Source organism: Streptomyces sp. SudanB5_2050 (assembly GCF_964272335.1).
Taxonomy (GTDB): Bacteria; Actinomycetota; Actinomycetes; order Streptomycetales; family Streptomycetaceae; genus Streptomyces; species Streptomyces rochei.
The window spans coordinates 4547809-4571065 of sequence record NZ_OZ186760.1 but is presented as its reverse complement, the minus strand read 5'-3'; the positions used below and the strand labels follow the sequence as shown (position 1 = coordinate 4571065).

21 protein-coding genes are annotated in these 23257 nt (G+C 71.0%); 4 read left to right on the top strand and 17 right to left on the bottom strand.

Annotated features, from left to right (window positions below):
- Position 1 precedes the first annotated feature (1 nt).
- The 12 genes from nuoL to ACFZP7_RS20365 are packed head-to-tail and all read right to left on the bottom strand — an operon-like array spanning position 2 to position 12894.
- Complete coding sequence (nuoL, locus tag ACFZP7_RS20420) at positions 2 to 1975, bottom strand: NADH-quinone oxidoreductase subunit L (RefSeq protein ID WP_385635125.1); 1974 nt, start codon at positions 1973 to 1975, stop codon at positions 2 to 4.
- A gap of 15 nt (positions 1976 to 1990) precedes the next feature.
- Positions 1991 to 2290, bottom strand: a complete 300-nt coding sequence (gene nuoK / locus ACFZP7_RS20415; protein WP_004927567.1) for an NADH-quinone oxidoreductase subunit NuoK — start codon at positions 2288 to 2290, stop codon at positions 1991 to 1993.
- Positions 2287 to 3144: an NADH-quinone oxidoreductase subunit J gene (locus ACFZP7_RS20410; RefSeq protein WP_030977294.1), complete on the bottom strand. Its 858-nt coding sequence runs from the start codon at positions 3142 to 3144 to the stop codon at positions 2287 to 2289. Before ACFZP7_RS20410 ends, nuoK begins: the two co-directional genes overlap by 4 nt.
- Positions 3141 to 3782 (bottom strand): NADH-quinone oxidoreductase subunit NuoI, encoded by a 642-nt coding sequence (gene nuoI / locus ACFZP7_RS20405; protein WP_019328412.1) that lies wholly within the window; start codon positions 3780 to 3782, stop codon positions 3141 to 3143. Before nuoI ends, ACFZP7_RS20410 begins: the two co-directional genes overlap by 4 nt.
- Positions 3775 to 5163: an NADH-quinone oxidoreductase subunit NuoH gene (gene nuoH / locus ACFZP7_RS20400; protein ID WP_046249443.1), complete on the bottom strand. Its 1389-nt coding sequence runs from the start codon at positions 5161 to 5163 to the stop codon at positions 3775 to 3777. The genes nuoI and nuoH overlap by 8 nt, the downstream gene beginning before the upstream one ends.
- On the bottom strand, positions 5160 to 7664 hold the full coding sequence (locus tag ACFZP7_RS20395) for an NADH-quinone oxidoreductase subunit G (RefSeq protein WP_019328415.1): 2505 nt from the start codon (positions 7662 to 7664) through the stop codon (positions 5160 to 5162). The genes nuoH and ACFZP7_RS20395 overlap by 4 nt, the downstream gene beginning before the upstream one ends.
- The gene (nuoF, locus tag ACFZP7_RS20390) at positions 7661 to 9010 is read right to left on the bottom strand and encodes an NADH-quinone oxidoreductase subunit NuoF (protein ID WP_175438054.1); all 1350 of its coding nucleotides are present in this window, start codon (positions 9008 to 9010) and stop codon (positions 7661 to 7663) included. The genes ACFZP7_RS20395 and nuoF overlap by 4 nt, the downstream gene beginning before the upstream one ends.
- Positions 9007 to 9879 (bottom strand): NADH-quinone oxidoreductase subunit NuoE, encoded by an 873-nt coding sequence (gene nuoE, locus ACFZP7_RS20385; protein WP_019328417.1) that lies wholly within the window; start codon positions 9877 to 9879, stop codon positions 9007 to 9009. Before nuoE ends, nuoF begins: the two co-directional genes overlap by 4 nt.
- A complete protein-coding gene (locus tag ACFZP7_RS20380) occupies positions 9876 to 11198 on the bottom strand; it encodes an NADH-quinone oxidoreductase subunit D (RefSeq protein WP_019328418.1) in 1323 nt (440 codons plus the stop codon). The genes nuoE and ACFZP7_RS20380 overlap by 4 nt, the downstream gene beginning before the upstream one ends.
- The gene (locus ACFZP7_RS20375; RefSeq protein ID WP_019328419.1) at positions 11195 to 11971 is read right to left on the bottom strand and encodes an NADH-quinone oxidoreductase subunit C; all 777 of its coding nucleotides are present in this window, start codon (positions 11969 to 11971) and stop codon (positions 11195 to 11197) included. The genes ACFZP7_RS20380 and ACFZP7_RS20375 overlap by 4 nt, the downstream gene beginning before the upstream one ends.
- The gene (locus tag ACFZP7_RS20370; RefSeq protein ID WP_010041554.1) at positions 11968 to 12522 is read right to left on the bottom strand and encodes an NADH-quinone oxidoreductase subunit B family protein; all 555 of its coding nucleotides are present in this window, start codon (positions 12520 to 12522) and stop codon (positions 11968 to 11970) included. The genes ACFZP7_RS20375 and ACFZP7_RS20370 overlap by 4 nt, the downstream gene beginning before the upstream one ends.
- A 12-nt stretch (positions 12523 to 12534) precedes the next feature.
- The gene (locus ACFZP7_RS20365) at positions 12535 to 12894 is read right to left on the bottom strand and encodes an NADH-quinone oxidoreductase subunit A (protein ID WP_003974383.1); all 360 of its coding nucleotides are present in this window, start codon (positions 12892 to 12894) and stop codon (positions 12535 to 12537) included.
- 765 nt (positions 12895 to 13659) lie between these two features.
- Here ACFZP7_RS20365 and ACFZP7_RS20360 point away from each other — a divergent pair.
- Both ACFZP7_RS20360 and def read left to right on the top strand, forming a co-directional pair.
- Positions 13660 to 14508: a C40 family peptidase gene (locus tag ACFZP7_RS20360; protein ID WP_031020979.1), complete on the top strand. Its 849-nt coding sequence runs from the start codon at positions 13660 to 13662 to the stop codon at positions 14506 to 14508.
- Between the two features lie 146 nt (positions 14509 to 14654).
- Complete coding sequence (gene def / locus ACFZP7_RS20355) at positions 14655 to 15392, top strand: peptide deformylase (protein ID WP_385635122.1); 738 nt, start codon at positions 14655 to 14657, stop codon at positions 15390 to 15392.
- Here def and ACFZP7_RS20350 read toward each other — a convergent pair whose 3' ends face one another.
- On the bottom strand, positions 15393 to 16685 hold the full coding sequence (locus tag ACFZP7_RS20350) for a geranylgeranyl reductase family protein (RefSeq protein WP_019328422.1): 1293 nt from the start codon (positions 16683 to 16685) through the stop codon (positions 15393 to 15395).
- A gap of 97 nt (positions 16686 to 16782) precedes the next feature.
- On the opposite strand from ACFZP7_RS20350, the gene ACFZP7_RS20345 reads away from it, so the two are divergent.
- Positions 16783 to 17298, top strand: coding sequence for a GNAT family N-acetyltransferase (locus ACFZP7_RS20345; protein WP_029393972.1), 516 nt, complete (start codon positions 16783 to 16785; stop codon positions 17296 to 17298).
- A gap of 74 nt (positions 17299 to 17372) precedes the next feature.
- Here ACFZP7_RS20345 and ACFZP7_RS20340 read toward each other — a convergent pair whose 3' ends face one another.
- Genes ACFZP7_RS20340 through ACFZP7_RS20325 form a run of 4 tightly spaced genes read right to left on the bottom strand, consistent with a single transcriptional unit; the run spans position 17373 to position 21946 of the window.
- Positions 17373 to 18068, bottom strand: coding sequence for a demethylmenaquinone methyltransferase (locus ACFZP7_RS20340; RefSeq protein WP_109202521.1), 696 nt, complete (start codon positions 18066 to 18068; stop codon positions 17373 to 17375).
- Positions 18069 to 18111: 43 nt separating this feature from the next.
- A complete protein-coding gene (locus ACFZP7_RS20335; protein WP_385635120.1) occupies positions 18112 to 19287 on the bottom strand; it encodes an acyltransferase in 1176 nt (391 codons plus the stop codon).
- Positions 19287 to 21554: a bifunctional polysaccharide deacetylase/glycosyltransferase family 2 protein gene (locus tag ACFZP7_RS20330; protein WP_137961384.1), complete on the bottom strand. Its 2268-nt coding sequence runs from the start codon at positions 21552 to 21554 to the stop codon at positions 19287 to 19289. The genes ACFZP7_RS20335 and ACFZP7_RS20330 overlap by 1 nt, the downstream gene beginning before the upstream one ends.
- Before the next feature lie 20 nt (positions 21555 to 21574).
- On the bottom strand, positions 21575 to 21946 hold the full coding sequence (locus ACFZP7_RS20325; RefSeq protein ID WP_385635118.1) for a hypothetical protein: 372 nt from the start codon (positions 21944 to 21946) through the stop codon (positions 21575 to 21577).
- Positions 21947 to 22229: 283 nt separating this feature from the next.
- Between ACFZP7_RS20325 and ACFZP7_RS20320 the strand changes: the two genes are divergently transcribed.
- Positions 22230 to 23246, top strand: a complete 1017-nt coding sequence (locus ACFZP7_RS20320; protein ID WP_385635117.1) for a chitinase — start codon at positions 22230 to 22232, stop codon at positions 23244 to 23246.
- Positions 23247 to 23257: the final 11 nt, after the last annotated feature.

The following is a 23257-nucleotide window of genomic DNA, read 5'->3' as shown; positions in this document are numbered from 1 at the left end:
ATCAGACCGCCCTCATCAGCAGGGTCGCGGCGACGAGGACCGCCGCACCGCCGAACATCGAGACCGCGTAACTGCGCGCGAACCCGTTCTGCAGCTTGCGCATCCGCCCGGACAGGCCGCCGACCGAGGCCGCCGTGCCGTTGACGACGCCGTCGACCAGGGTGTGGTCGACGTAGACCAGGGAGCGCGTCAGGTGCTCGCCGCCGCGGACCAGGACGACGTGGTTGAAGTCGTCCTGGAGCAGGTCGCGCCGGGCGGCCCGGGTGAGCAGCGAACCGCGGGGGGCGACGGCCGGGACCGGGCGCCGTCCGTACTGCGCCCAGGCCACCGCCACGCCGATCACCATCACGGCGACCGTGGAGATCGTGACCGTCAGGGCGCTGATCGGCGGGTGGCCGTGGTCGTGCCCGGTGATGGGCTCCAGCCAGTGCACGAAGCGGTCGCCGATGCTGAAGAACGCACCGCCGAACACCGAGCCGACGGCCAGCACGATCATCGGGATCGTCATGCTCTTCGGCGACTCGTGCGGGTGCGGCGGGGTGTACTCGCCGCGCGTCTCGGCCGCCGGCTCGACATCGGGCTTCGCGGGCGACGGCGTCGGCGCGTTCCGCCAGCGCTCCTCGCCGAAGAAGGTCATCAGCATCACGCGCGTCATGTAGTACGCGGTGATGGCGGCGCCCAGCAGGGCGCAGGCGCCGAGGATCCAGCCCTCGGTGCCGCCCTTGGCGAAGGCCGCCTCGATGATCTTGTCCTTGGAGAAGAAGCCGGACAGACCCGGGAAGCCGATGATGGCGAGGTAGCCGAGGCCGAAGGTGATGAAGGTGACCGGCATGTACTTCCGCAGTCCGCCGTAGCGGCGCATGTCGACCTCGTCGTTCATGCCGTGCATGACGGAGCCGGCGCCGAGGAACAGCCCGGCCTTGAAGAAGCCGTGGGTCACCAGGTGCATGATCGCGAAGACATAGCCGATGGGACCGAGACCGGCCGCCAGCACCATGTAGCCGATCTGCGACATGGTCGAGCCGGCCAGCGCCTTCTTGATGTCGTCCTTGGCGCAACCGACGATCGCACCGAACAGCAGCGTGACCGCGCCGACGATGGTGACGACCAGTTGCGCGTCGGGCGCGCCGTTGAAGACGGCTCCCGACCGGACGATCAGGTACACGCCCGCCGTCACCATGGTCGCCGCGTGGATGAGGGCCGAGACCGGGGTCGGGCCCTCCATCGCGTCCCCGAGCCAGGACTGCAGCGGCACCTGGGCGGACTTGCCGCAGGCGGCGAGGAGCAACATCAGGGCGATCGCGGTGAGCTTGCCCTCGTCGGCCGAGCCCGCGAGCCCGGCCTCCCCGTGGCCGCCGAGCACCGGCCCGAAGGCGAAGGTGCCGAACCACAGGAACATCAGCATGATCGCGATGGACAGGCCCATGTCGCCGACGCGGTTGACCAGGAAGGCCTTCTTCGCTGCGGTGGCGGCGCTGGGCTTGTGCTGCCAGAAGCCGATCAGCAGGTAGGAGGCGAGACCGACGCCCTCCCAGCCGACGTACAGCAGCAGGTAGTTGTCGGCGAGGACGAGGATCAGCATCGCCGCGAGGAACAGGTTCAGATAGCCGAAGAAGCGGCGGCGGCGCTCGTCGTGCTCCATGTACCCGATCGAGTACAGGTGGATGAGCGAGCCGACGCCGGTGATCAGCAGCACGAACGTCATCGACAGCTGGTCGAGCCGGAAGGCGACGTCGGCCTGGAAGCCCTCGACCGGGATCCAGCTGAACAGGTGCTGCGTCAGGGTGCGGTCCTCGGCGCCGGCGCCGAGCATGTCGGCGAAGAGGACCACGCCGATCACGAACGAGGCGGCCGCCAGCACCGTGCCGATCCAGTGGCCGACGGCGTCCAGCCGGCGTCCGCCGCACAGCAGGACCGCCGCTCCGAGCAAGGGCGCCGCCACCAGCAGCGCAATCAGATTCTCTGCGTTAGTCACGGTTCTAGCGACCCCTCACAGCTTCATCAGGCTGGCGTCGTCGACCGAGGCCGAGTGGCGGGAACGGAACAGGGACACGATGATCGCGAGCCCGACCACGACCTCCGCGGCGGCGACGACCATCGTGAAGAAGGCGATGATCTGGCCGTCGAGGTTGCCGTGCATCCGGGAGAAGGCGACGAAGGCGAGGTTGCAGGCGTTGAGCATCAGCTCGACGCACATGAACACCACGATCGCGTTGCGCCGGATCAGCACACCGGTGGCGCCGATCGTGAACAACAGGGCCGCGAGGTAGAGGTAGTTCACGGGGTTCACTTCGACGCCTCCTCGGACCGCTTGAAGGTGGCCGGCTCGACCGCCGCGCGCTCCAGGCGCTCCTCGGCCCGCTGTTCCAGCGCCTTGAGGTCGTTGAGCGCGTCCGTCGACACGTCGCGGATCTGCCCCCGGTCGCGCAGCGTCTTGCTGACGGTCAGCTCGGAGGGGGTGCCGTCGGGCAGCAGGCCCGCGATGTCGACCGCGTTGTGCCGGGCGTAGACACCGGGCGCGGGCAGCGGCGGCAGGTACGTGCCCTCGCGGACGCGCTTCTCGGCCAGCTCCCGCTGGGTCGCCGCCCGCTCGGTGCGCTCGCGGTGGGTGAGGACCATGGCGCCGACGGCGGCCGTGATGAGCAGGGCGCCGGTGATCTCGAAGGCGAAGACGTACTTGGTGAAGATGAGGGAGGCGATGCCCTCCACGTTGCCGTTCGCGTTCGCCTGGCCGAGGCCGGTGAACTCGCTGACCGAGGCGTTGCCGATGCCGCCGATCAGCAGGATGCCGAAGCCGAGCCCGGACGCCAGGGCCAGCCAGCGCTGGCCCTTGATGGTCTCCTTCAGGGAGTCCGCCGCGGTGACGCCGACGAGCATCACCACGAAGAGGAACAGCATCATGACCGCGCCGGTGTAGACGACGATCTGCACGATGCCGAGGAAGTAGGCGCCGTTGGCGAGGTAGAACACCGCCAGGACGATCATGGTCCCGGCGAGGCAGAGGGCGCTGTGCACGGCCTTCTTCATGAAGACGGTGCACAGGGCACCGATCACCGCGACGGTGCCGAGGATCCAGAACTGGACGGCCTCCCCGGTCGAGGTGCCGGCGGACAGCGTCGCCGCGGCGGCCAGCTGCGCGCTCATCGGCGGATCACCTCCTCGGAGGCCGGCTCGGTCCCGCCGAAGGTCGAGTCGCCCTCCTGGACGACCTCGCCCTGGGAGTGGGCGACCTGCTGGACGGTGCCGGGCGCGGCCTCGGTGACCAGGCCCCGGTAGTAGTCCTGCTCGTCCGTGCCCGGGTAGATGGCGTGGGGCGAGTCGACCATCCCCTCCTCCAGGCCGGCGAGGAGCTGGTCCTTGGTGAAGATGAGGTTGGCCCGGCTGGAGTCGGCCAGCTCGAACTCGTTGGTCATCGTCAGCGCGCGCGTGGGGCACGCCTCGATGCACAGGCCGCACAGGATGCAGCGGGCGTAGTTGATCTGGTAGACGCGGCCGTACCGCTCGCCCGGCGAGTAGCGCTCCTCGTCCGTGTTGTCCGCGCCCTCCACGTAGATGGCGTCGGCGGGACACGCCCAGGCGCACAGCTCGCAGCCGACGCACTTCTCCAGGCCGTCCGGATGGCGGTTGAGCTGGTGCCGTCCGTGGAATCGGGGAGCGGTGGTCTTCTGCTGCTCCGGGTACTGCTCGGTGAGCCGCTTCTTGAACATGGCCTTGAAGGTCACGCCGAAGCCGGCCACGGGGTTCAGGAAACCGGGGTCGGTCCCCTTCGGTTCTTCAGCCATCGGACGCCTCCTTTCCATCCGTAGATCCACCCGCGGATCCACCCGTAGATCCGTCACTGTGAGTATCGGGCCCGCCACTGACAATCAGCTCCCGCTCCCGGCGCGGGCGGCGCCTGGGCACCGGAGGCAGCTCCTGCCCGGGCAGCGGCGGTACGGGGAAGCCGCCGGCCATCGGGTCGAAGGCGGCCGGTTCCTCGGCCGGTTCCTCGGCCCGCTTGCCCTTCTCGCGGTACATGTCGACGACGAAGGACAGCACCAGCAGGACCAGGACGCCGCCGCCGATGTAGAGGGCGATGTCGGTGAACTCGTAGTTCTCGTTCCTGAGGGCCCGTACGGTCGCCACGAGCATCAGCCAGACCAGGGAGACCGGGATGAGGACCTTCCAGCCGAGCTTCATCAGCTGGTCGTAGCGGACGCGCGGGAGCGTGCCGCGCAGCCAGATGAAGAAGAACAGCAGCAACTGGACCTTGACCACGAACCAGAGCAGCGGCCACCAGCCGTGGTTGGCGCCCTCCCAGAAGGTGCTGACCGGCCAGGGCGCCCGCCAGCCGCCGAGGAAGAGCGTGGTGGCGACCGCCGAGACCGTCACCATGTTCACGTACTCGGCGAGCATGAACATCGCGAACTTGATCGACGAGTACTCGGTGTTGAAGCCGCCGACCAGGTCGCCCTCGGACTCCGGCATGTCGAAGGGGGCGCGGTTGGTCTCGCCGACCATGGTGACGATGTAGAGGATGAAGGAGACCGGCAGCAGCACGATGTACCAGCGGTCGGTCTGCTGGGCGACGATCTCCGAGGTCGACATCGACCCCGAGTAGAGGAAGACCGAGGCGAACGCGGCGCCCATGGCGATCTCGTAGGAGATCATCTGCGCGCAGGAGCGCAGACCGCCCAGGAGCGGGTACGTCGATCCGGAGCTCCACCCGGCGAGGACGATGCCGTAGATGCCGACCGAGGCGACCGCCAGGATGAACAGCATCGCGATCGGCAGGTCGGTGAGCTGCATCGCGGTGCGGTGGCCGAAGATCGACACCTCGTTGCCGGCCGGGCCGAAGGGGATCACCGCGATCGCCATGAAGGCGGGGATGGCCGCGACGATCGGCGCGAGGACGTACACCGCCTTGTCGGCGCGCTTGACGACGACGTCTTCCTTGAGCATCAGCTTGATGCCGTCGGCGAGCGACTGGAGCATGCCCCAGGGGCCGTGCCGGTTGGGGCCGATGCGCAGCTGCATCCAGGCGACGACCTTGCGCTCCCACACGATGGAGAACAGCACGGTCACCATCAGGAAGGCGAAGCAGAAGACCGCCTTGACGACGACCAGCCACCAGGGATCGGTGCCGAACATCGAGAGGTCTTCAGCGGCGAGGTACGGGCTCATGCCTCCACCTCCTTGGGGGCCTCGCCCGCGAGCGTGGCCGGGCCGATGCGGACGAGGGTTCCGGGCAGCACCCCGGCGTCGGAGGCGACGCCGGTGCCGGCCGAGTTCAGCGGGAGCCAGACCACCCGGTCGGGCATCTCGGTGACCTGGAGCGGGAATTCGACGGCACCGCAGGGCCCGGTGACGGCCAGGAGGTCGCCGTCCTTGACGCCCGCCTCGGCGGCGGTCGCGGCCGACAGGCGTGCCCGTGCGGCGTGCCGGGTGCCGGCCAGCGCCTCGTCGCCCTGCTGGAGCAGCCCCTGGTCGAGCAGCAGCCGGTGTCCGGCCAGCACCGCCTCACCGGCGGCCGGCCGGGGCAGCGCGCCCGCGGTGTACAGCGGTTCGCCGGCCCGCGGCCCGTCCCAGGCGCCGAGCCGGTCGATCTCCGCACGGGTGGTGCGCAGGTCCGGCAGCCCCAGGTGGACGTCCATGGCGTCGGCCAGCATCTGCAGGACACGGGCGTCGGCGGGCGCGAGGCGGCGGGTCATCTGGTCGGGCTTGAGCGCGGCCTCGAAGGAACGCGCCCGGCCCTCCCAGTTGAGGAAGGTGCCGGCCTTCTCGGCGACCGCGGCGACCGGCAGGACGACGTCGGCCAGTGCGGTGACCTCGCTGGGCCGCAGCTCCAGGGAGACCACGAAACCCGCCTCGGCGAGTGCCGCCCGCGCACGCGCCGGGTCGGGCAGGTCGGCGACCTCCACCCCGGCCACCAGCAGCGCCTGCAACTCGCCCCGGGCGGCGGCCTCGACGATCTCACCGGTGTCGCGGCCGTAGCGGTGCGGGAGGTCGGCCAGGCCCCAGACCGCGGCGACCTCCTCACGCGCGCGCGGGTCGGTCGCCGGGCGTCCGCCGGGCAGCAGCGAGGGCAGCGCCCCCGCCTCGATCGCGCCGCGCTCCCCGGCCCGCCGCGGGATCCACACCAGCCGGGCGCCGGTCGCGGAGGCGGTCCGTACGGCGGCGGTGAGGCCGCCGGCCACGGACGCGAGCCGCTCGCCGACGACGATCACGGCGCCCTCGGCGCGCAGGGCCTCGGCGGCCCGGGCCCCGTCGGTCTCCAGGCCGACGCCGCTCGCCAGGGCGTCCAGCCACTCGGTCTCGGTGCCGGGGGCGGCCGGCAGCAGGGTGCCGCCGGCCTTCTCCAGGCCCCGCGTGGCGTGCGTGGCCAGCGAGAAGACGCGCTGTCCGTGCTTGCGCCACGCCTTGCGCAGCCTGAGGAAGACGCCGGGCGCCTCCTCCTCGGCCTCGAACCCGACCAGCAGGACGGCGGGCGCCTTCTCCAGCGACGTGTACGTGACGCCGCTGCCGTCGAGGTCACGGCCGCGACCGGCGACGTGGGAGGCCAGGAAGTCGGCCTCCTCGGTGCTGTGCACGCGCGCCCGGAAGTCGATGTCGTTGGTGCCGAGCGCCACGCGCGCGAACTTGCTGTACGCGTAGGCGTCCTCCACGGTGAGCCGTCCGCCGGCCAGGACGCCGGTGCGGCCCCTGGAGGCGAGCAGCCCCTGCGCGGCGATCTGCAGCGCCTCCGGCCAGGAGGCGGGCTGCAGCTCGCCCTCGGCGTCCCGCACCAGGGGTGTGGTGAGCCGGTCGCGCTGCTGGGCGTACCGGAAGCCGAAGCGGCCCTTGTCGCAGATCCACTCCTCGTTGACCTCGGGGTCGTCGGCCGCCAGGCGCCGCATGACCTTGCCGCGCCGGTGGTCGGTGCGGGTGGCGCAGCCGCCGGAGCAGTGCTCGCACACCGACGGTGAGGAGATCAGGTCGAAGGGGCGGGAGCGGAACCGGTACGCCGCCGAGGTGAGCGCGCCGACCGGGCAGATCTGGATGGTGTTGCCGGAGAAGTACGACTCGAAGGGGTCGCCCTCGCCGGTGCCGACCTGCTGGAGCGCGCCCCGCTCGATCAGCTCGATCATCGGGTCGCCCGCGACCTGGTTGGAGAACCGGGTGCAGCGGGCGCACAGCACGCACCGCTCGCGGTCGAGCAGCACCTGCGTGGAGATCGGCACGGGCTTCTCGTAGGTCCGCTTCCTGCCCTCGAAGCGGGACTCCGCCTGGCCGTGCGACATCGCCTGGTTCTGCAGCGGGCACTCGCCGCCCTTGTCGCAGACCGGGCAGTCCAGGGGGTGGTTGATGAGCAGCAGCTCCATCACACCGTGCTGGGCCTTCTCGGCGACGGGCGAGGTGAGGTGGGTCTTCACCACCATCCCGTCCGTGCAGGTGATGGTGCAGGAGGCCATGGGCTTGCGCTGGCCCTCGACCTCGACGATGCACTGGCGGCAGGCGCCGGCCGGGTCGAGGAGGGGGTGGTCGCAGAACCGGGGGATCTCGATGCCCAGCTGTTCGGCGGCCCGGATGACCAGGGTGCCCTTGGGCACGCTGATCTCGGCGCCGTCGATCGTCAGCGATACGAGGTCCTCCGGCGGGACCGCCGCCTCTCCCCCTCCCGAGGGAGCATTGGTGGTCACGGTCATGCCTTCACCTCCGTGCGGTCGGCCCAGGCCGTCGACTTGGCCGGGTCGAAGGGACAGCCGCGGCCCGTGATGTGCTCCTCGTACTCCTCGCGGAAGTACTTGAGCGAGGAGAAGATCGGCGAGGCGGCGCCGTCGCCGAGGGCGCAGAAGGACTTGCCGTTGATGTTGTCGGCGATGTCGTTCAGCTTGTCGAGGTCGGACAGGACGCCCTTGCCGGCCTCGATGTCGCGCAGCAGCTGCACGAGCCAGTAGGTGCCCTCGCGGCAGGGCGTGCACTTGCCGCAGGACTCGTGGGCGTAGAACTCGGTCCAGCGGGTGACGGCGCGTACGACGCAGGTCGTCTCGTCGAAGCACTGGAGCGCCTTGGTGCCCAGCATGGAACCGGCGGCGCCCACTCCCTCGTAGTCGAGGGGCACGTCTAGGTGCTCGTCGGTGAACATCGGCGTCGAGGAGCCGCCCGGCGTCCAGAACTTCAGACGGTGGCCGGGACGCATCCCGCCGCTCATGTCGAGGAGCTGGCGCAGCGTGATGCCGAGCGGCGCCTCGTACTGGCCGGGGCTCGCGACGTGGCCGCTGAGCGAGTAGAGCGTGAAGCCCGGGGACTTCTCGCTGCCCATCGACCTGAACCAGTCCTTGCCCTTGTTCAGGATCGCGGGAACCGACGCGATGGATTCGACGTTGTTCACCACAGTGGGGCAGGCGTAGAGGCCGGCCACAGCGGGGAAGGGGGGTCGGAGCCGCGGTTGACCCCGGCGGCCTTCGAGCGAGTCGAGCAGCGCGGTCTCCTCACCGCAGATGTACGCGCCCGCGCCCGCGTGCACGGTGAGTTCGAGGTCGAGTCCGCTGCCCAGGATGTTCTCGCCGAGGAAGCCGGCCGCGTAGGCCTCGCGCACGGCCTCGTGCAACCGCCGCAGCACCGGGACGACTTCACCCCGCAGGTAGATGAAGGCGTGCGAGGACCTGATGGCGTAGCACGCGATGACGATGCCCTCGATGAGGCTGTGCGGGTTGGCGAAGAGGAGCGGGATGTCCTTGCAGGTCCCCGGCTCCGACTCGTCGGCGTTGACAACAAGATAGTGAGGCTTGCCGTCCCCCTGGGGGATGAACTGCCACTTCATCCCCGTCGGGAAGCCGGCGCCGCCGCGTCCGCGCAGACCGGAGTCCTTGACGTACGCGATCAGGTCGTCCGGCGACATCGCCAGCGCCTTGCGGAGCCCTTCGTACCCCTCGTGCCTCCGGTAGACGTCGAGAGTCCAGGACTCGTCCTCGTCCCAGAAGGCCGACAGCACGGGTGCGAGCAGCTTCTCCGGGCTGCTGCCCTTGATCTCGGCTGCCACGGTCATCACTCCCCCTCCTCGGCGGTAGGCCCTGCCGGGTGGGAAGGGTCGGATGCCGATGTGTCCTGCGGCGCGTCGTGCGAGCTGAGGTGCTGCGTCGGGGACGGGTCGTGCACGGCCCGGTCCTGCGGCGCGTCGTGCGGTCCGCCGTCCCGGGGGTGCACCACGCGCGCGGGCGCGGTCTCCCCCTTGGCCAGGCGCAGACCCACCAGCGAGGCGGGGCCCGCGCTGCCGCCGGCCGCGACCGCGCCGTCCCGCTCGTCGGGGAAGCCGGCCAGGATGCGGGCGGTCTCCTTGAAGGTGCACAGCGGCGCACCGCGCGTGGGCGTCACCGGCCGTCCCGCGCGCAGGTCGTCGACGAGGGCCTTGGCGCTCCCCGGGGTCTGGTTGTCGAAGAACTCCCAGTTGACCATCACGACCGGCGCGAAGTCGCAGGCCGCGTTGCACTCGATGTGCTCCAGGGTGACCTTGCCGTCCTCGGTGGTCTCGCCGTTGCCGACGCCCAGGTGCTCCTGGAGGGACTCGAAGATGGCGTCGCCGCCCATGACCGCGCAGAGCGTGTTGGTGCACACGCCCACCTGGTAGTCGCCGCTCGGCCGGCGCCGGTACATGGTGTAGAAGGTCGCGACCGCGGTCACCTCGGCCGTGGTGAGGCCCAGCACGTCCGCGCAGAACTGCATCCCGGTGCGCGTGACGTGTCCCTCCTCCGACTGCACGAGGTGCAGCAGGGGCAGGAGGGCGGACCGGGAGTCCGGGTAGCGGGCGATGACCTCGCGCGCGTCGGTCTCCAGCCGGGCCCGGACGTCGTCCGGGTAGGCGGGCGCGGGCAGTTCCGGCATGCCCAGGCTGACGCCCCGCTCCGAAGAAGAGGTGGTCACCGGTCGACGCCTCCCATCACGGGGTCGATGGACGCCACAGCCACGATGACGTCGGCGACCTGGCCGCCCTCGCACATCGCCGCCATGGCCTGAAGGTTGGTGAAGGACGGGTCGCGGAAGTGGACCCGGTAGGGGCGGGTGCCGCCGTCGGACACCACGTGCACGCCCAGCTCGCCCTTGGGCGACTCGACCGCCGTGTACGCCTGGCCCGGCGGTACCCGGAAGCCCTCGGTGACCAGCTTGAAGTGGTGGATCAGGGCCTCCATGGAGGTGCCCATGATCTTCTTGATGTGGTCGAGGGAGTTGCCCAGTCCGTCCGGTCCCAGGGCGAGCTGGGCGGGCCAGGCGATCTTCTTGTCGGCGACCATGACCGGGCCGGGCTCCAGCCGGTCCAGACACTGCTCGACGATCCGCAGCGACTGGCGCATCTCCTCCAGCCGGATCAGGAAGCGGCCGTAGGAGTCGCAGGTGTCGGCGGTCGGGACGTCGAAGTCGTACGTCTCGTAGCCGCAGTACGGCTGGGTCTTGCGCAGGTCGTGCGGGAGGCCGGTGGAGCGCAGGACCGGGCCGGTGGCGCCCAGCGCCATGCAGCCGGCCAGGTCGAGGTAGCCGACGTCCTGCATGCGGGCCTTGAAGATGGGGTTCCCGGTGAAGAGCTTGTCGTACTCCGGGAGGTTCTTCTTCAGCTTCTTCACCAGCTCGCGGATCTGGTCCACCGCGCCCGGCGGCAGGTCCTGGGCGAGTCCGCCCGGGCGGATGTACGCGTGGTTCATCCGCAGGCCGGTGATCAGCTCGTAGACGTCGAGAATCAGTTCACGATCGCGGAAGCCGTAGATCATGACGGTGGTGGCGCCCAGCTCCATGCCGCCGGTGGCGACGCACACCAGGTGCGAGGAGAGCCGGTTCAGCTCCATCAGCAGGACCCGGATGACCGAGGCCCGGTCCGGGATCTGGTCCTCGATGCCGAGGAGCTTCTCGACGCCCAGGCAGTACGCCGTCTCGTTGAAGAACGGCGTCAGGTAGTCCATGCGCGTCACGAAGGTGGTGCCCTGCGTCCACGTCCGGTACTCGAGGTTCTTCTCGATGCCGGTGTGCAGGTAGCCGATGCCGCAGCGGGCCTCGGTGACGGTCTCGCCGTCGATCTCCAGGATCAGCCGGAGCACACCGTGGGTGGACGGGTGCTGCGGGCCCATGTTGACGACGATGCGCTCGTCGTCGGCGCGGGCCGCGGCCTGGACGACCTCGTCCCAGTCCCCGCCGGTGACCGTGTAGACGGTGCCCTCGGTGGTCTCGCGAGGGGAGGCGTGCGAAGTGCTCATGAGTACGACCTCCGCTGGTCCGGAGCCGGGATCTGGGCGCCCTTGTACTCGACGGGGATGCCGCCGAGGGGGTAGTCCTTGCGCTGCGGAAAGCCCTGCCAGTCGTCCGGCATCATGATCCGCGTCAGCGCCGGGTGGCCGTCGAAGACGATGCCGAAGAAGTCGTACGTCTCGCGCTCGTGCCAGTCGTTGGTCGGGTAGACCGAGAAGAGCGACGGGATGTGCGGGTCGCTGTCGGGGGCGCTGACCTCCAGGCGGATCAGCCGGTTGTGGGTGATCGAGCGCAGGTGGTAGACGGCGTGCAGCTCGCGGCCCTTGTCGTTCGGGTAGTGGACGCCGCTGACGCCGGTGCACAGTTCGAAGCGCAGGGCCGGGTCGTCGCGCAGGGTGCGGGCGACGCGGACCAGGTGCTCGCGCTCGATGTGGAAGGTCAGCTCGTCGCGGTCGACGACCGTCTTCTCGATGGCGTTCTCCGGCAGGAGCCCCTGCTCCTCCAGCGCGCCCTCGAGTTCGTCGGCGACCTCGTCGAACCAGCCGCCGTAGGGCCGGGCCGCCGGGCCGGGGAGCCGGACGGAGCGGACCAGGCCGCCGTATCCGGAGGTGTCGCCGCCGTTGTTCGCGCCGAACATGCCGCGCTGGACGCGGATCTCCTCGCCGCCCCGGCCGCGCTGGCCGGGGAGGTTCTCCGCGGACAGGTCCTTCTCGGGGTTCACCCCGTTCGCGTCGCCCGCGGCGTTGTTCTTGTCACCCGCGGTGTTGTTCGCGTCGCTCACCGCAGCAGCCCCTTCATCTCGATCGTGGGCAGGGCCTTGAGCGCCGCCTCCTCCGCCTCGCGGGCGGCCTCCTCGGCGTTCACGCCGAGCTTGGAGGTCTGGATCTTCTGGTGGAGCTTGAGGATGGCGTCCATCAGCATCTCGGGCCGCGGCGGACAGCCGGGGAGGTAGATGTCGACCGGGACGATGTGGTCGACGCCCTGGACGATCGCGTAGTTGTTGAACATGCCGCCCGAGGAGGCGCAGACCCCCATGGAGATCACCCATTTCGGGTTCGGCATCTGGTCGTAGACCTGCCGCAGCACCGGCGCCATCTTCTGGCTCACCCGGCCCGCGACGATCATCAGGTCCGCCTGCCGCGGCGATCCGCGGAAGACCTCCATGCCGAAGCGCGCCAGGTCGTAGCGGCCCGCGCCGGTGGTCATCATCTCGATGGCACAGCAGGCGAGGCCGAACGTGGCGGGGAAGACGGACGACTTGCGCACCCAGCCCGCGGCCTGCTCGACGGTGGTCAGCAGGAAGCCGCTCGGCAGTTTTTCTTCGAGTCCCATGTCAAAGGCCCCTCAGTCCCATTCCAGGCCGCCGCGCCGCCATACGTACGCGTACGCGACGAAGACGGTGAGCACGAAGAGCAGCATCTCCACGAGCCCGAAAATCCCCAGGGCGTCGAAGGTGACGGCCCAGGGGTAGAGGAAGACGATCTCGATATCGAAGATGATGAAGAGCATCGCCGTCAGGTAGTACTTGATGGGGAAGCGCCCGCCGCCGGCCGGCGTGGGGGTCGGCTCGATGCCGCACTCGTAGGCCTCGAGCTTCGCCCGGTTGTACCGCTTCGGACCGATCAGCGTGGCCATCACCACGGAGAAGATCGCAAAGCCTGCCCCGAGGGCTCCCAGTACGAGGATGGGCGCATACGCGTTCACCGCTCCTCGCTCCTCTCAGTCGGCACTGACTGCTGGCGGTTGCACTGGGCTCACTTCCGCCCCGGCAGTCCCACGAACCCCGCTCGTCCCGGCGAAGATCGCGAACATGTGAAGCAGGTCACAAGCCCAACTGCCTCGCATCTTATGCCCGCCGCTCTGTGATCTGCGACACGGGGTATTGCACAAGCTTTGTGATCTCCACCACCTGACGAAGGATCATGAAGTCGGATGAGCGGTGATCTTCACACAAGAAGCGTTCAGCTGATCACCAGAGGTGACAATTTCGATCGTCACCGCTGGCCAGAGGGGGTGCTCGGCGGGCGTCTCCATATCAAGATGCTTCCCCTGCATGCAAACTGGCGCTGGACGCGATCACTTGATAGAGGGCCCGTTCACACCTCGGAGGGAGGGGCGGGGCGCGATGTGGACACGTGCGCGCGTTCACGAACGTCCGCCGACGGCCGCCGGCGCCGGACACGCGTCGCGGACGCGCCCCGCGGGGCAACCGTTCCGTGACCTGCGCCACATCGATGAGAGGCGTCTGAGAACCGGGCTTGGCCAACTGCCCCAACAAGTGGTAAGCGCGGGGCAATTCGGGCGTAACGATCAAAGTCCGTGATCACAGGGTGGTTACGGCCCGCCCGCAATGTCCGTTAGGGCGTCAATAAGGAGCGACACGCCCGGGATTCGGGGCCCGATTGAACAACTGTGGCGCAGCACACGTTTCTTGAAGGTATGGAGGAGCTCCTGATACCGGTTGTCCCTATGTCCCACACCGCTCACATACGCAGCCACCGGAAGCCCCGCCGCAGCGCGTCGACCATCGCGATGCGGGCCGGAGTTGCCGGTGGCGTCCTCAGCACCCTGGCAGTGGCCGGGGCGTCGGGTTCGGCCGTCGCGGCCGAGCCGGTGACGCAGACCCTCGAACTGCCCACCCTGACGGCCGACCTGGCCGCTCAGGTCGCCCAGTCCGCGGACGTCACGCAGCAGGCGGCCGCGAGCTACGAGCTGCAGGCGGAGCGTGACGCTGCCGCCGCCAAGGCCGCGAAGCAGGCCAAGGCGGACCTCGCCGAGGCCAAGAAGAAGGCCGCGGAGGAGAAGAAGAAGGCCGAGGAGGCCGCGCGCAAGGCGGCCGCCGAGCGTGCCTCGCGCACCGCCGAGCGCGCCACCCTGAGCGCCTCCGCGGACACCGGGTCCTCCGAGGGCTCGGGCAGCGTCAGCAGCTCCTCCTCGTCGTCGTCCTCGTCGTCGTCGGCCACCGGTTCGGCCGCCGCGGTCATCGCCTTCGTGCAGGCCCAGGTGGGCGACGCCTACGTCTCCGGCGGCACCGGCCCCAACTCCTGGGACTGCTCCGGTCTCGTCCAGGCGGCCTTCAAGCAGGTCAACATCGACCTGCCGCGCGTCTCCCAGGCCCAGTCGACCGCCGGCACCCAGGTGGGCCTCGACAACCTCCAGCCGGGCGACATCCTGTACTGGGGCGGCGCGGGAAGCGCGTACCACGTGGGCGTCTACGTCGGCGACGGCATGTTCGTCGGCGCGCAGAACTCCTCCACCGGTGTCGTCCAGGCGCCGCTGTCCTACGACCCGCCGAGCGGCGCGGTGCGCGTGCTGTAACTCCGGCACATCACGAGAACGAACGACGCGGACACGTCCGCGCGCGGGGCCGCAGCCACTCGAGGGCTGCGGCCCCGCACTCGCTCCTGGCATGCTCGGCGCGGGCCGGACCTCCACCGGCCCGTCCACGAGCCGAAGGAGAGACCATGCCCAGCGTGTTCGTACAGGGGCGGCCCACCGCCGCCTACCCCCCGCTCGCACCCGAGGCCCGGCGCGGGTCGGTGCGGCGGGTCACCGAGGCCGGCGAAGAGGTGCTGCACAAGCCCTGCCGGGACGTCACCGAGTTCGGGCCCGACCTCGCCGCGCTCATCGACGACATGTTCCGCACGATGTACGTCGCCGAGGGCTGCGGCCTGGCGGCCAATCAGGTGGGGGTCGACCTCCGCCTGTTCGTGTACGACTGCCCCGACGACGACGGTGTCCGACATGTCGGGCACATTGTGAACCCGGTGCTGGACGCCCTCGACCCCGCCGGGCGCCGTCTGCTGGACGAGGGCGAGGGGTGTCTGTCGGTGCCGGGGGCCGTCATGGCCGTGCCGCGGCCCGACCGGGCCGTCGTACGCGGCCTCGACAAGGACGGCGAGCCGCTCGTCGTCGAGGGCACCGGCTACTTCGCGCGCTGCCTCGCCCACGAGACCGACCACGTGAACGGTCAGGTGTACCTGGACCGGCTCTCCGCGCGCGACCGCAAGCGGGCGCTGCGGCAGTCGGCCGACCGGCGCGACGAGGTGTTCGCGCGCCGGGCGGCCAACGCCGAGGCGCTCGCCGAGGCGCTCGCGGAGACCGGGACCGGGACCGGGACCGGGTCCGACACCGGAACCGGGACCGCGACCGGGGCGGGGACCGGAACCGCGACCGGCACCGGGACCGCGACCGGGAGCTGATCAGGCCTTCGGCGCGACCTTGCTCAGTCCGTTGATGATGCGGTCCATCGCGTCGCCGCCCGTCGGGTCCGTGAGGTTGGCGAGCATCTTCAGGGTGAACTTCATCAGCAGCGGGTGGGTGAGGCCGCGCTGGGTCGCGATCTGCATGACCTTCGGGTTGCCGATGAGCTTCACGAAGGCGCGGCCCAGCGTGTAGTAGCCGCCGTAGGTGTCCTTCAGGACGCGCGGGTAGCGCTGGAGCGCGGTCTCCCGCTGGGCCGGCGTGGCCCGCGCGTGGGCCTGGACGATGACGTCGGCGGCGATCTGGCCGGACTCCATGGCGTAGGCGATGCCCTCGCCGTTGAAGGGGTTGACCAGGCCGCCGGCGTCGCCGACCAGCAGCAGGCCCTTGGTGTAGTGGGGCTGGCGGTTGAAGGCCATGGGCAGGGCGGCGCCGCGGATCGGGCCGGTCATGTTGTCGGGGGTGTAGCCCCAGTCCTCCGGCATGGAGGCGCACCAGGCCTTCAGCACCTCGCGCCAGTCCAGCTCCTTGAAGGAGTCCGAGGTGTTCAGCACCCCGAGCCCGACGTTCGAGGTGCCGTCGCCCATGCCGAAGATCCAGCCGTAGCCCGGCAGCAGGCGGTCCTGGGCGCCGCGGCGGTCCCACAGCTCCAGCCAGGACTCCAGGTAGTCGTCGTCGTGGCGGGGCGAGGTGAAGTACGTGCGGACCGCGACGCCCATCGGGCGGTCCTCGCGGCGGTGCAGGCCCATCGCCAGGGACAGCCGCGTGGAGTTGCCGTCGGCGGCCACCACCAGCGGGGCGTGGAAGGTGACCTCGCGCTTGTCCTCGCCCAGCTTGGCGTGGACGCCGGTGATGCGGCCGGTGCGGTCGTCGACGATCGGCGCGCCGACGTTGCAGCGCTCGTACAGGCGGGCGCCCGCCTTCTGGGCCTGCCGGGCGAGCTGCTCGTCGAAGTCGTCGCGCTTGCGGACGAGTCCGTAGTCGGGGAAGGAGGCGAGATCCGGCCAGTCGAGCTGGAGGCGGGAGCCGCCGCCGATGATCCGCAGGCCCTTGTTGCGCAGCCAGCCGGCTTCCTCGGAGATGTCGATGCCCATGGCGACGAGCTGCTTGACCGCGCGGGGCGTCAGGCCGTCGCCGCAGACCTTCTCCCGGGGAAAGGCGGTCTTCTCCAGCAGCAGGACGTCGAGCCCGGCCTTGGCCAGGTGGTACGCGGTCGTGGAGCCGGCCGGCCCCGCGCCCACGACGATCACGTCGGCGGTGTTCTCGGAGAGTGGCTCAGTCTCGACGGTCACGGCGGGATCTCCCCAAGTTCGAAATCTGCGTGCCGACCGGCACTGGTCATGGGCAGTCTATTCAGCGACACCGATCACCCGGCTGAAGGGCTGCCCCGTGAACCGAGCTCTGCCCGTTGTACGGTTGCGCGTTCCCACCGACGAGGACGCGGTCGCCTGGCACCGGATCTTCGACGACCCGGACGTCATGGAGTTCCACGGCGGGAGGTCCGCGGAGCTGTCCGTCTACGAGGAGCTGACCGCCCGCCAGCGCCGGCACGACGCGGAGCGCGGCTTCTGTCTGTGGACCATGGTGGACGAGGCGGGCACGGTCATCGGCTTCACCGGCGCCCAGCCGTGGCCGCAGGACTGGGGGCCCAAGGGCGAGATCGAGATCGGCTGGCGCCTGGGACGGGCGTACTGGGGCAAGGGGTACGTCACGGCGGCGGCCCGGCAGACGCTGGAGCGGGTCCGTGCCGCCGGGGTCGCGGAGGTGGTCGCGATGGTCAACGCCCGCAACACGCGCTCCATCGCGGTGACGGAGCGGCTGGGCATGCGCCTCGCCGAGGTCTTCACCACCCCGGCCTCGCGACAGCAGGGGCACTGCTACCGCCTCCCGCTGCACGCACGGTGACGCTCCGCGGGCGCCCGTCGCGGTGAGCCGCCCGTCGCGCGGGGCCGACCTGCGCGACGGGGCCGACCGGGCGCTCAGCCCTCCTTGAAGCCCCGGTGCAGCGCGACGACGCCGCCCGTCAGGTTCCGCCACGCCACCCTGGTCCAGCCGGCCTTGCCCAGCCGCTCCGCGAGCGCCGGCTGGTCGGGCCAGGCGCGGATGGACTCCGCGAGGTACACGTAGGCGTCGGGGTTGGACGACACCGCGCGGGCCACCGGCGGCAGGGCGCGCATCAGGTACTCGGTGTAGACGGTGCGGAACGGCGCCCAGGTCGGGTGCGAGAACTCGCAGATGACGACCCGGCCGCCGGGCCGCGTCACCCGGTACATCTCGCGCAGCGCGGCGTCGGTGTCCTGCACGTTGCGCAGCCCGAAGGAGATGGTGACGGCGTCGAAGGTGTCGTCCCGGAACGGCAGCCGGGTCGCGTCGCCCGCGGTGAACGGCAGCCAGGAGTGCCGCTCCTTGCCGACCTGGAGCATGCCGAGGGAGAAGTCGCAGGGGACGACGTAGGCGCCGGTGCGGGCGAAGGGCAGGGAGGAGGTCGCCGTGCCCGCCGCGAGGTCCAGGACCTTCTGCGCCGGGCGGGCGTCGACGGCCCGGGCGACCGCCTTGCGCCACGCCCGGTCCTGGCCGAGCGAGAGCACGGCGTTCGTCAGGTCGTACCGTTCCGCGACGTGGTCGAACATCGAGGCGACTTCGTGCGGCTGCTTGTTCAGGGAAGCGCGGGTCACGGGCCCATTGTTGCAGCACGTGTCCCTTCCGGCGCGGACGGGCTCACGGCAGCAGGCGCGGCCTCCTGCGCGCGGCCACGTCCTCCACCCACCCGAAGAGCACCACGGCCACCGCGACCAGGGCCCAGCCGACCGCCAGCAGGAACCACTGGCTGTCCAGCGGCAGGTACGCCTCGAAGGCGGGCACCTCCCAGAACCGGTCGATCAGCACCACGGCCAGGACGAGGGCGACCTCGTGCCAGAGGTAGACGGTCACCGCTCGGGCGTTGAGGACGGTCACCAGCCGGTCCAGCCGCCGCCGGCGGGCGAGCCACGGCAGGCGGAGGCCGAACCGCGCCTTGGCGTACATCAGCGGCGTCACGAACCCGGCCGACCAGAACGCCTGGGCGAGCGGGATGTCGTCGAGGTCGTAGGTCCCGTACTCGCCCCGGTGCGCGCACGCGTACCAGGCTCCGTACGCGAGGGCCGCGAGCGACAGGGCGACGACCGGTGCCGCCGTGAGGCGGGCCAGAACGCCGTCGCGGTGGGCGAAGCCGAGCATCCAGCAGAAGAGGTACGTCGCCAGGTCCAGCAGCCCGGTCCCGAAGCGGTCGTCCGGCGGCTGCCAGACGTGGCTCAGGACCACGACCGGGGCCAGGGACAGCAGCAGCACCGGCACCGGGGCGCGCCGGAAGACCCGCAGCAGCAGCGGCGAGAGCAGGACGAACCACAGGTACGTCCGCAGGTACCAGAGGATCTCCCACGCCTGCTCGCCCCACGCACTGCCCGGCGGATCACCGAGCGGCACGATCCAGAAGACGAGCTGCCAGCCCGGCATCCAGCCGCGCACCAGCATCGCGCCCACCACGAACAGACCCCAGCACCACAGCGGCGGGAGCAGGCGCCGCAGCCGGCCCCGGACCACCGCGAGGGCCGGCCGGCTGTCGAGCGACTTGGCCATCAGCGTCCCGGCGAGGCCGAACATGATGCCCATGGACGGGAAGACCAGCCCGGCCCAGGGCCAGCCGAAGGCGTGGTACGCGACGACCCGGACCAGGGCGAGGGCGCGGAGGGCGTCGAAGTAGCGGTCCCGGCCGCCCGCCGCGGCGCCCGGCGTCGAGTCGGTGCCCGGAGCCGAGACAGATCCCGCAGCCGAGACCGAGCCCGCAGCCGAGACGGAGCCCGCCCCCGGCGCCGACGCCCGGGCCGGCGGCGGGCCCCCCTTGCGGTGCGCCCCCATCACCCGGCCCCCGCCGGCGTCCCCACCTCGCCCGTCCGCTTCAGCTTCTGCCAGCGCAGCCGGCCGCCGGTGAGGGCGGTGACGCAGGAGTGGATGAGGACGAGGTACATCATCTGCCGGTACGCGAGCTGCTGGAGCGGCATCATCAGCAGGTACCGGTACTTCTCCCGGTCGAGCCGGAAGGCGTACGCCGCGCACAGCAGCTGCACGCCGAGCACCGCCAGCCAGGCCAGCAGCGCCGAGCGGAAGTCGATGAAGATCATCGAGTAGAGGGTGAACACGTCGATCAGCGGCGCGAAGAGCGGCGTCACGACCTGGAAGAGCACCACCAGCGGCATGCCGACCCGCCCGAAGCGTCCCGAGGGCCCCTTGTCCTTCAGGGAGCCGCGGTGCTTCCACAGCGCCTGCATGGTGCCGTAGGACCAGCGGTAGCGCTGCGACCAGAGCTGCTTGAGCGAACCCGGCGCCTCCGTCCAGGCCCGCGCGTGCTCCTGGTAGACCACCCGCCATCCGGCGCGGTGCAGGGCGATGGTGATGTCGGTGTCCTCGGCGAGGGTGTCGTCGCTCATGCCGCCGACCTGGAGGACCGCCTCGCGACGGAACGCCCCGATCGCGCCGGGGATGGTCGGCATGCAGCGCAGCAGGTCGTACATGCGCCGGTCGAGGTTGAAGCCCATCACGTACTCGATGTGCTGCCAGGCGCCGATCAGGGTGCGCCGGTTGCCGACCTTGGCGTTGCCCGCGACCGCGCCGACGGCGGGGTCGGCGAAGGGCTGCACCAGGTGCCGTACGGTGTCGGGCTCGAAGACGGTGTCGCCGTCCATCATCACGACGATGTCGTACCGGGCGTGCCGGACGCCGTTGTCGAGGGCGGCGGGCTTGCCCGCGTTGGCCTGCCGGATCACGCGGACGCCGGGCAGGCCCAGCGACTCGGCGATCTCGGCCGTGCCGTCCGTCGAACCGTCGTCCACGACGATGATCTCGATCGGGTGGGTGCTGCGCGCCAGCGACCGCAGCGTGTTGGCGATGCACTCCTTCTCGTTGTACGCCGGGACGACCACGCTCACCGGGCCGGTGACGGGCGGCCCCCAGCCGAAGCGGCGTCTGTTGCGCTGCCGGTGGTGGCGGCGGGCGAGGATCAGCATCAGGCCGAACCGCCCCATCACGGCCACGCCCACGACCAGCAGCCCGACGGAGAGCGCGGGCACCGTCCACTCGGCGACGGCGACGGCCGCGACGAGCGCCCTGCCCTCCCAGAGGGTGGCGCCGGTCGCCCGGTGGTGGGCGGCCTGGAGGGCGTCGTCGGAGTCCGCCGCCCGGGCGGCGGTCCCCTCGGCACCGGACGTCCGGGCGGCGGCCGGTCCGCCGGTGGGCTGCTGGGCGGCCATGGCGCCGCTGACGGTGGTGAAGGTGTAGCCCTTCGCCTTCATCTTCTCGATGTACTTCGGCAGCGCCTCGATCGTCTGGGAGCGCTCGCCGCCCGCGTCGTGGAACAGCACGGAGGCGCCTTCGCCGTCCTCCGGCGTCGCCCACTCGACGATCTTCGAGACGCCGGGCCGCTTCCAGTCGTCGCTGTCGGTGTCGATGAAGACGCTGGTGTAGCCCTCCTCGCCGAGCTTCTTGTACACGGGCCAGCTGTAGTCGTCGATGGCGTCGGTCTCGGAGGAGTACGGCGCCCGGAACAGCGTGGTGGTGATGCCGGCCGCCCCGGCGAGGGCGAGCTGGGTCTGCTCGATCTCCCGGGTGACGCGGGCCTCGCTCTGGTAGGAGAGGTCGACGTGCGTGAAGGTGTGGACACCCACCTCGTTGCCCTGCTCCACCAGGTCCCGGACGATGTCCGGGTGGCGCGCGACCATCGACCCGACCAGGAAGAACGTGCCGGGCACGTCGTACTCCTCCAGGATCTCCAGCACCTGTGGCGTCCAGGTGGCGTCCGGGCCGTCGTCGAAGGTCAGGGCGATGGTCTTGTCCGGGACGGAGACCGTGGTGGCCCGACCGCCGGGGAAGGTGAGGATCGGCCCACCGTCGAGGACGTCCTCGGGCACGTCGTTCGCGCTCGCGCCGGTGCGCACGCGCTGGTCGCCGCCGACCTCCGCGCGCAGGTAGCCGTCGAGGAGCATCACGCAGGTCAGGGCGAGCAGGAGCAGGAGGGCGAGCAGCACCCGGGGGCGCTGGAGCGCGGCGGCCCGGCCGGCGGCCCGCTCGATGCGGGTGGGCGCGCGACGGCGTCCGCGGGCGGGTGGGGAGGGGGGCGGGGGCGTGGTCATGGCGGTGGGGGTGTCCCGGGTCAGTCGGCGGCGGGGGCGGTGGGGGTGGAGGCGCCCGAGGGGGCGGTGAGGGTGGAGGACGCGGTGGGGCCGGGTGCCGTGGGGGCGCCGGAGGGCGGGGCGCCGGTGGGCGGGGCACCGGTGGGCGCGGCACCCGTGGGCGGGGCACCAGTGGGCAGGGCGCCGCCCTGGGGGCCCGTGCCGCCTCCGGGCGCCGGGCCGCCGCCGTCCTGTCCGCCGCCGAAGGGCAGCAGCGACGACGGGTTGAGCGAGGTGCCGATGCCCAGGAAGGCGAGGCCGAGGACGGCCGCGTAGCCGACGCAGACCGCCCCGAGCAGGAGGCCCAGCCGGCGCAGCAGCCGGGCCCGGCGGCCGGAGTTGTCGACGAACACGGGCCCTTCCCCGGACCCGTGGCCGCGTGTGCGACGGCGTCCGCGCGGGGGCCTCTCGCCGACGGCGGCGCGGGATTCGAAGGCAGGCTCGGAATGCATTCCCCGGACGTTAGGGAGCCTTGCCTGCCGCGAACTCGGACCTCGGTATGAGATTCCGGTGAAACGCGGCGCAGCCTGTCCGCGCCCTGTGAGACGGCGGTATCCCGGCCCCTTTCCTCAGGAAAGACCCAGCAACGCGTGACAGGTTCACTCGTCCGACGACGAGAACGGGAGCGTGTCGCACATGAGGGCATACCGGAAGGCGGCGGCCGGGTGCGCCCTGTTGCTCGCCCTGACCACCGCGGGCTGTGCCGGGCAGGACCACGGCGGCACGGTGGACGAGACCGCCTCCCCGCCGTCCGGGTCGTCCGGGTCGTCCGCGCCGGCCACCGCCTACGCCCCCTACGTCAGCGCCACCACCGCCTCCGCGACCGACGCGGCCGGCTCCCCGGCGACGTACAACCTGGCGTTCGTCATCTCCTCCGGCGAGGACTGCGTCCCCCGCTGGAACGGCGTCCAGGACATCGACGACGCCTCCGTCGCCTCGCGCCTCACCGAGCTGAGGGCGTCGGGTGCCGAGGTCCGCGTGTCCTTCGGCGGGGCCTCCGGCACGGAGCTGGCGGCGGTCTGCGACAGCGCCTCCTCCCTGGCGGACGCGTACGGCGCGGCCCTGGACGCGGCCGGTGCCACCCGGGCCGACTTCGACATCGAGGGCGACGACCTGACCGACTCGGACTCCGTCGCCCTGCGCTCGGAGGCGATCGCGCTGCTGCGGGAGGAGCGCGACGACCTGGAGGTCTCCTTCACCCTGCCGGTGATGCCGACGGGCCTGGACGCCGACTCCCTGTCCCTCCTGGCGTCCGCCAACGACCACGGCGTGCACGTCTCCACGGTCAACCTCATGACCATGAACTACGGCGAGTCCTACGACGGTGACATGGGCGCGTACGCCCTCGCCTCGGCCGAAGCGGCGCACACGCAGCTCATGGACGTCTTCGGCACCTCGGACGCGGACGCCTGGCGGGGCATGGCGCTCACCTCGATGCTCGGCGTCAACGACGTCGCCGGCGAGACCTTCACCCTCGCGGACGCCGCCGAGGTCCGGGCCTTCGCCGACGAGAAGGGCATCGCGTGGGTGTCGGTGTGGGCGGCCTTCCGGGACCGGCAGTGCGATGACGACGCCGCGGCCGGGGACGAACTCACCACGTGCAGCGGCGTGGAGCAGGAGGACGGGGCGTTCGGGGAGGCGTTCGGTTCCTAGCCTCCGGGCGG

Bases quoted from the DNA above. Each gene is read 5' to 3' on its own strand.
- ACFZP7_RS20410 (WP_030977294.1), bottom strand. From the start codon at position 3,144: ATGAGCGCGCAGCTGGCCGCCGCGGCGACGCTGTCCGCCGGCACCTCG.
- nuoI (WP_019328412.1), bottom strand. From the start codon at position 3,782: ATGGCTGAAGAACCGAAGGGGACCGACCCCGGTTTCCTGAACCCCGTG.
- nuoH (WP_046249443.1), bottom strand. From the start codon at position 5,163: ATGAGCCCGTACCTCGCCGCTGAAGACCTCTCGATGTTCGGCACCGAT.
- ACFZP7_RS20395 (WP_019328415.1), bottom strand. From the start codon at position 7,664: ATGACCGTGACCACCAATGCTCCCTCGGGAGGGGGAGAGGCGGCGGTC.
- ACFZP7_RS20380 (WP_019328418.1), bottom strand. From the start codon at position 11,198: ATGAGCACTTCGCACGCCTCCCCTCGCGAGACCACCGAGGGCACCGTC.
- ACFZP7_RS20370 (WP_010041554.1), bottom strand. From the start codon at position 12,522: ATGGGACTCGAAGAAAAACTGCCGAGCGGCTTCCTGCTGACCACCGTC.
- ACFZP7_RS20360 (WP_031020979.1), top strand. From the start codon at position 13,660: ATGTCCCACACCGCTCACATACGCAGCCACCGGAAGCCCCGCCGCAGC.
- def (WP_385635122.1), top strand. From the start codon at position 14,655: ATGCCCAGCGTGTTCGTACAGGGGCGGCCCACCGCCGCCTACCCCCCG.
- ACFZP7_RS20335 (WP_385635120.1), bottom strand. From the start codon at position 19,287: ATGGGGGCGCACCGCAAGGGGGGCCCGCCGCCGGCCCGGGCGTCGGCG.
- ACFZP7_RS20330 (WP_137961384.1), bottom strand. From the start codon at position 21,554: ATGACCACGCCCCCGCCCCCCTCCCCACCCGCCCGCGGACGCCGTCGC.
- ACFZP7_RS20320 (WP_385635117.1), top strand. From the start codon at position 22,230: ATGAGGGCATACCGGAAGGCGGCGGCCGGGTGCGCCCTGTTGCTCGCC.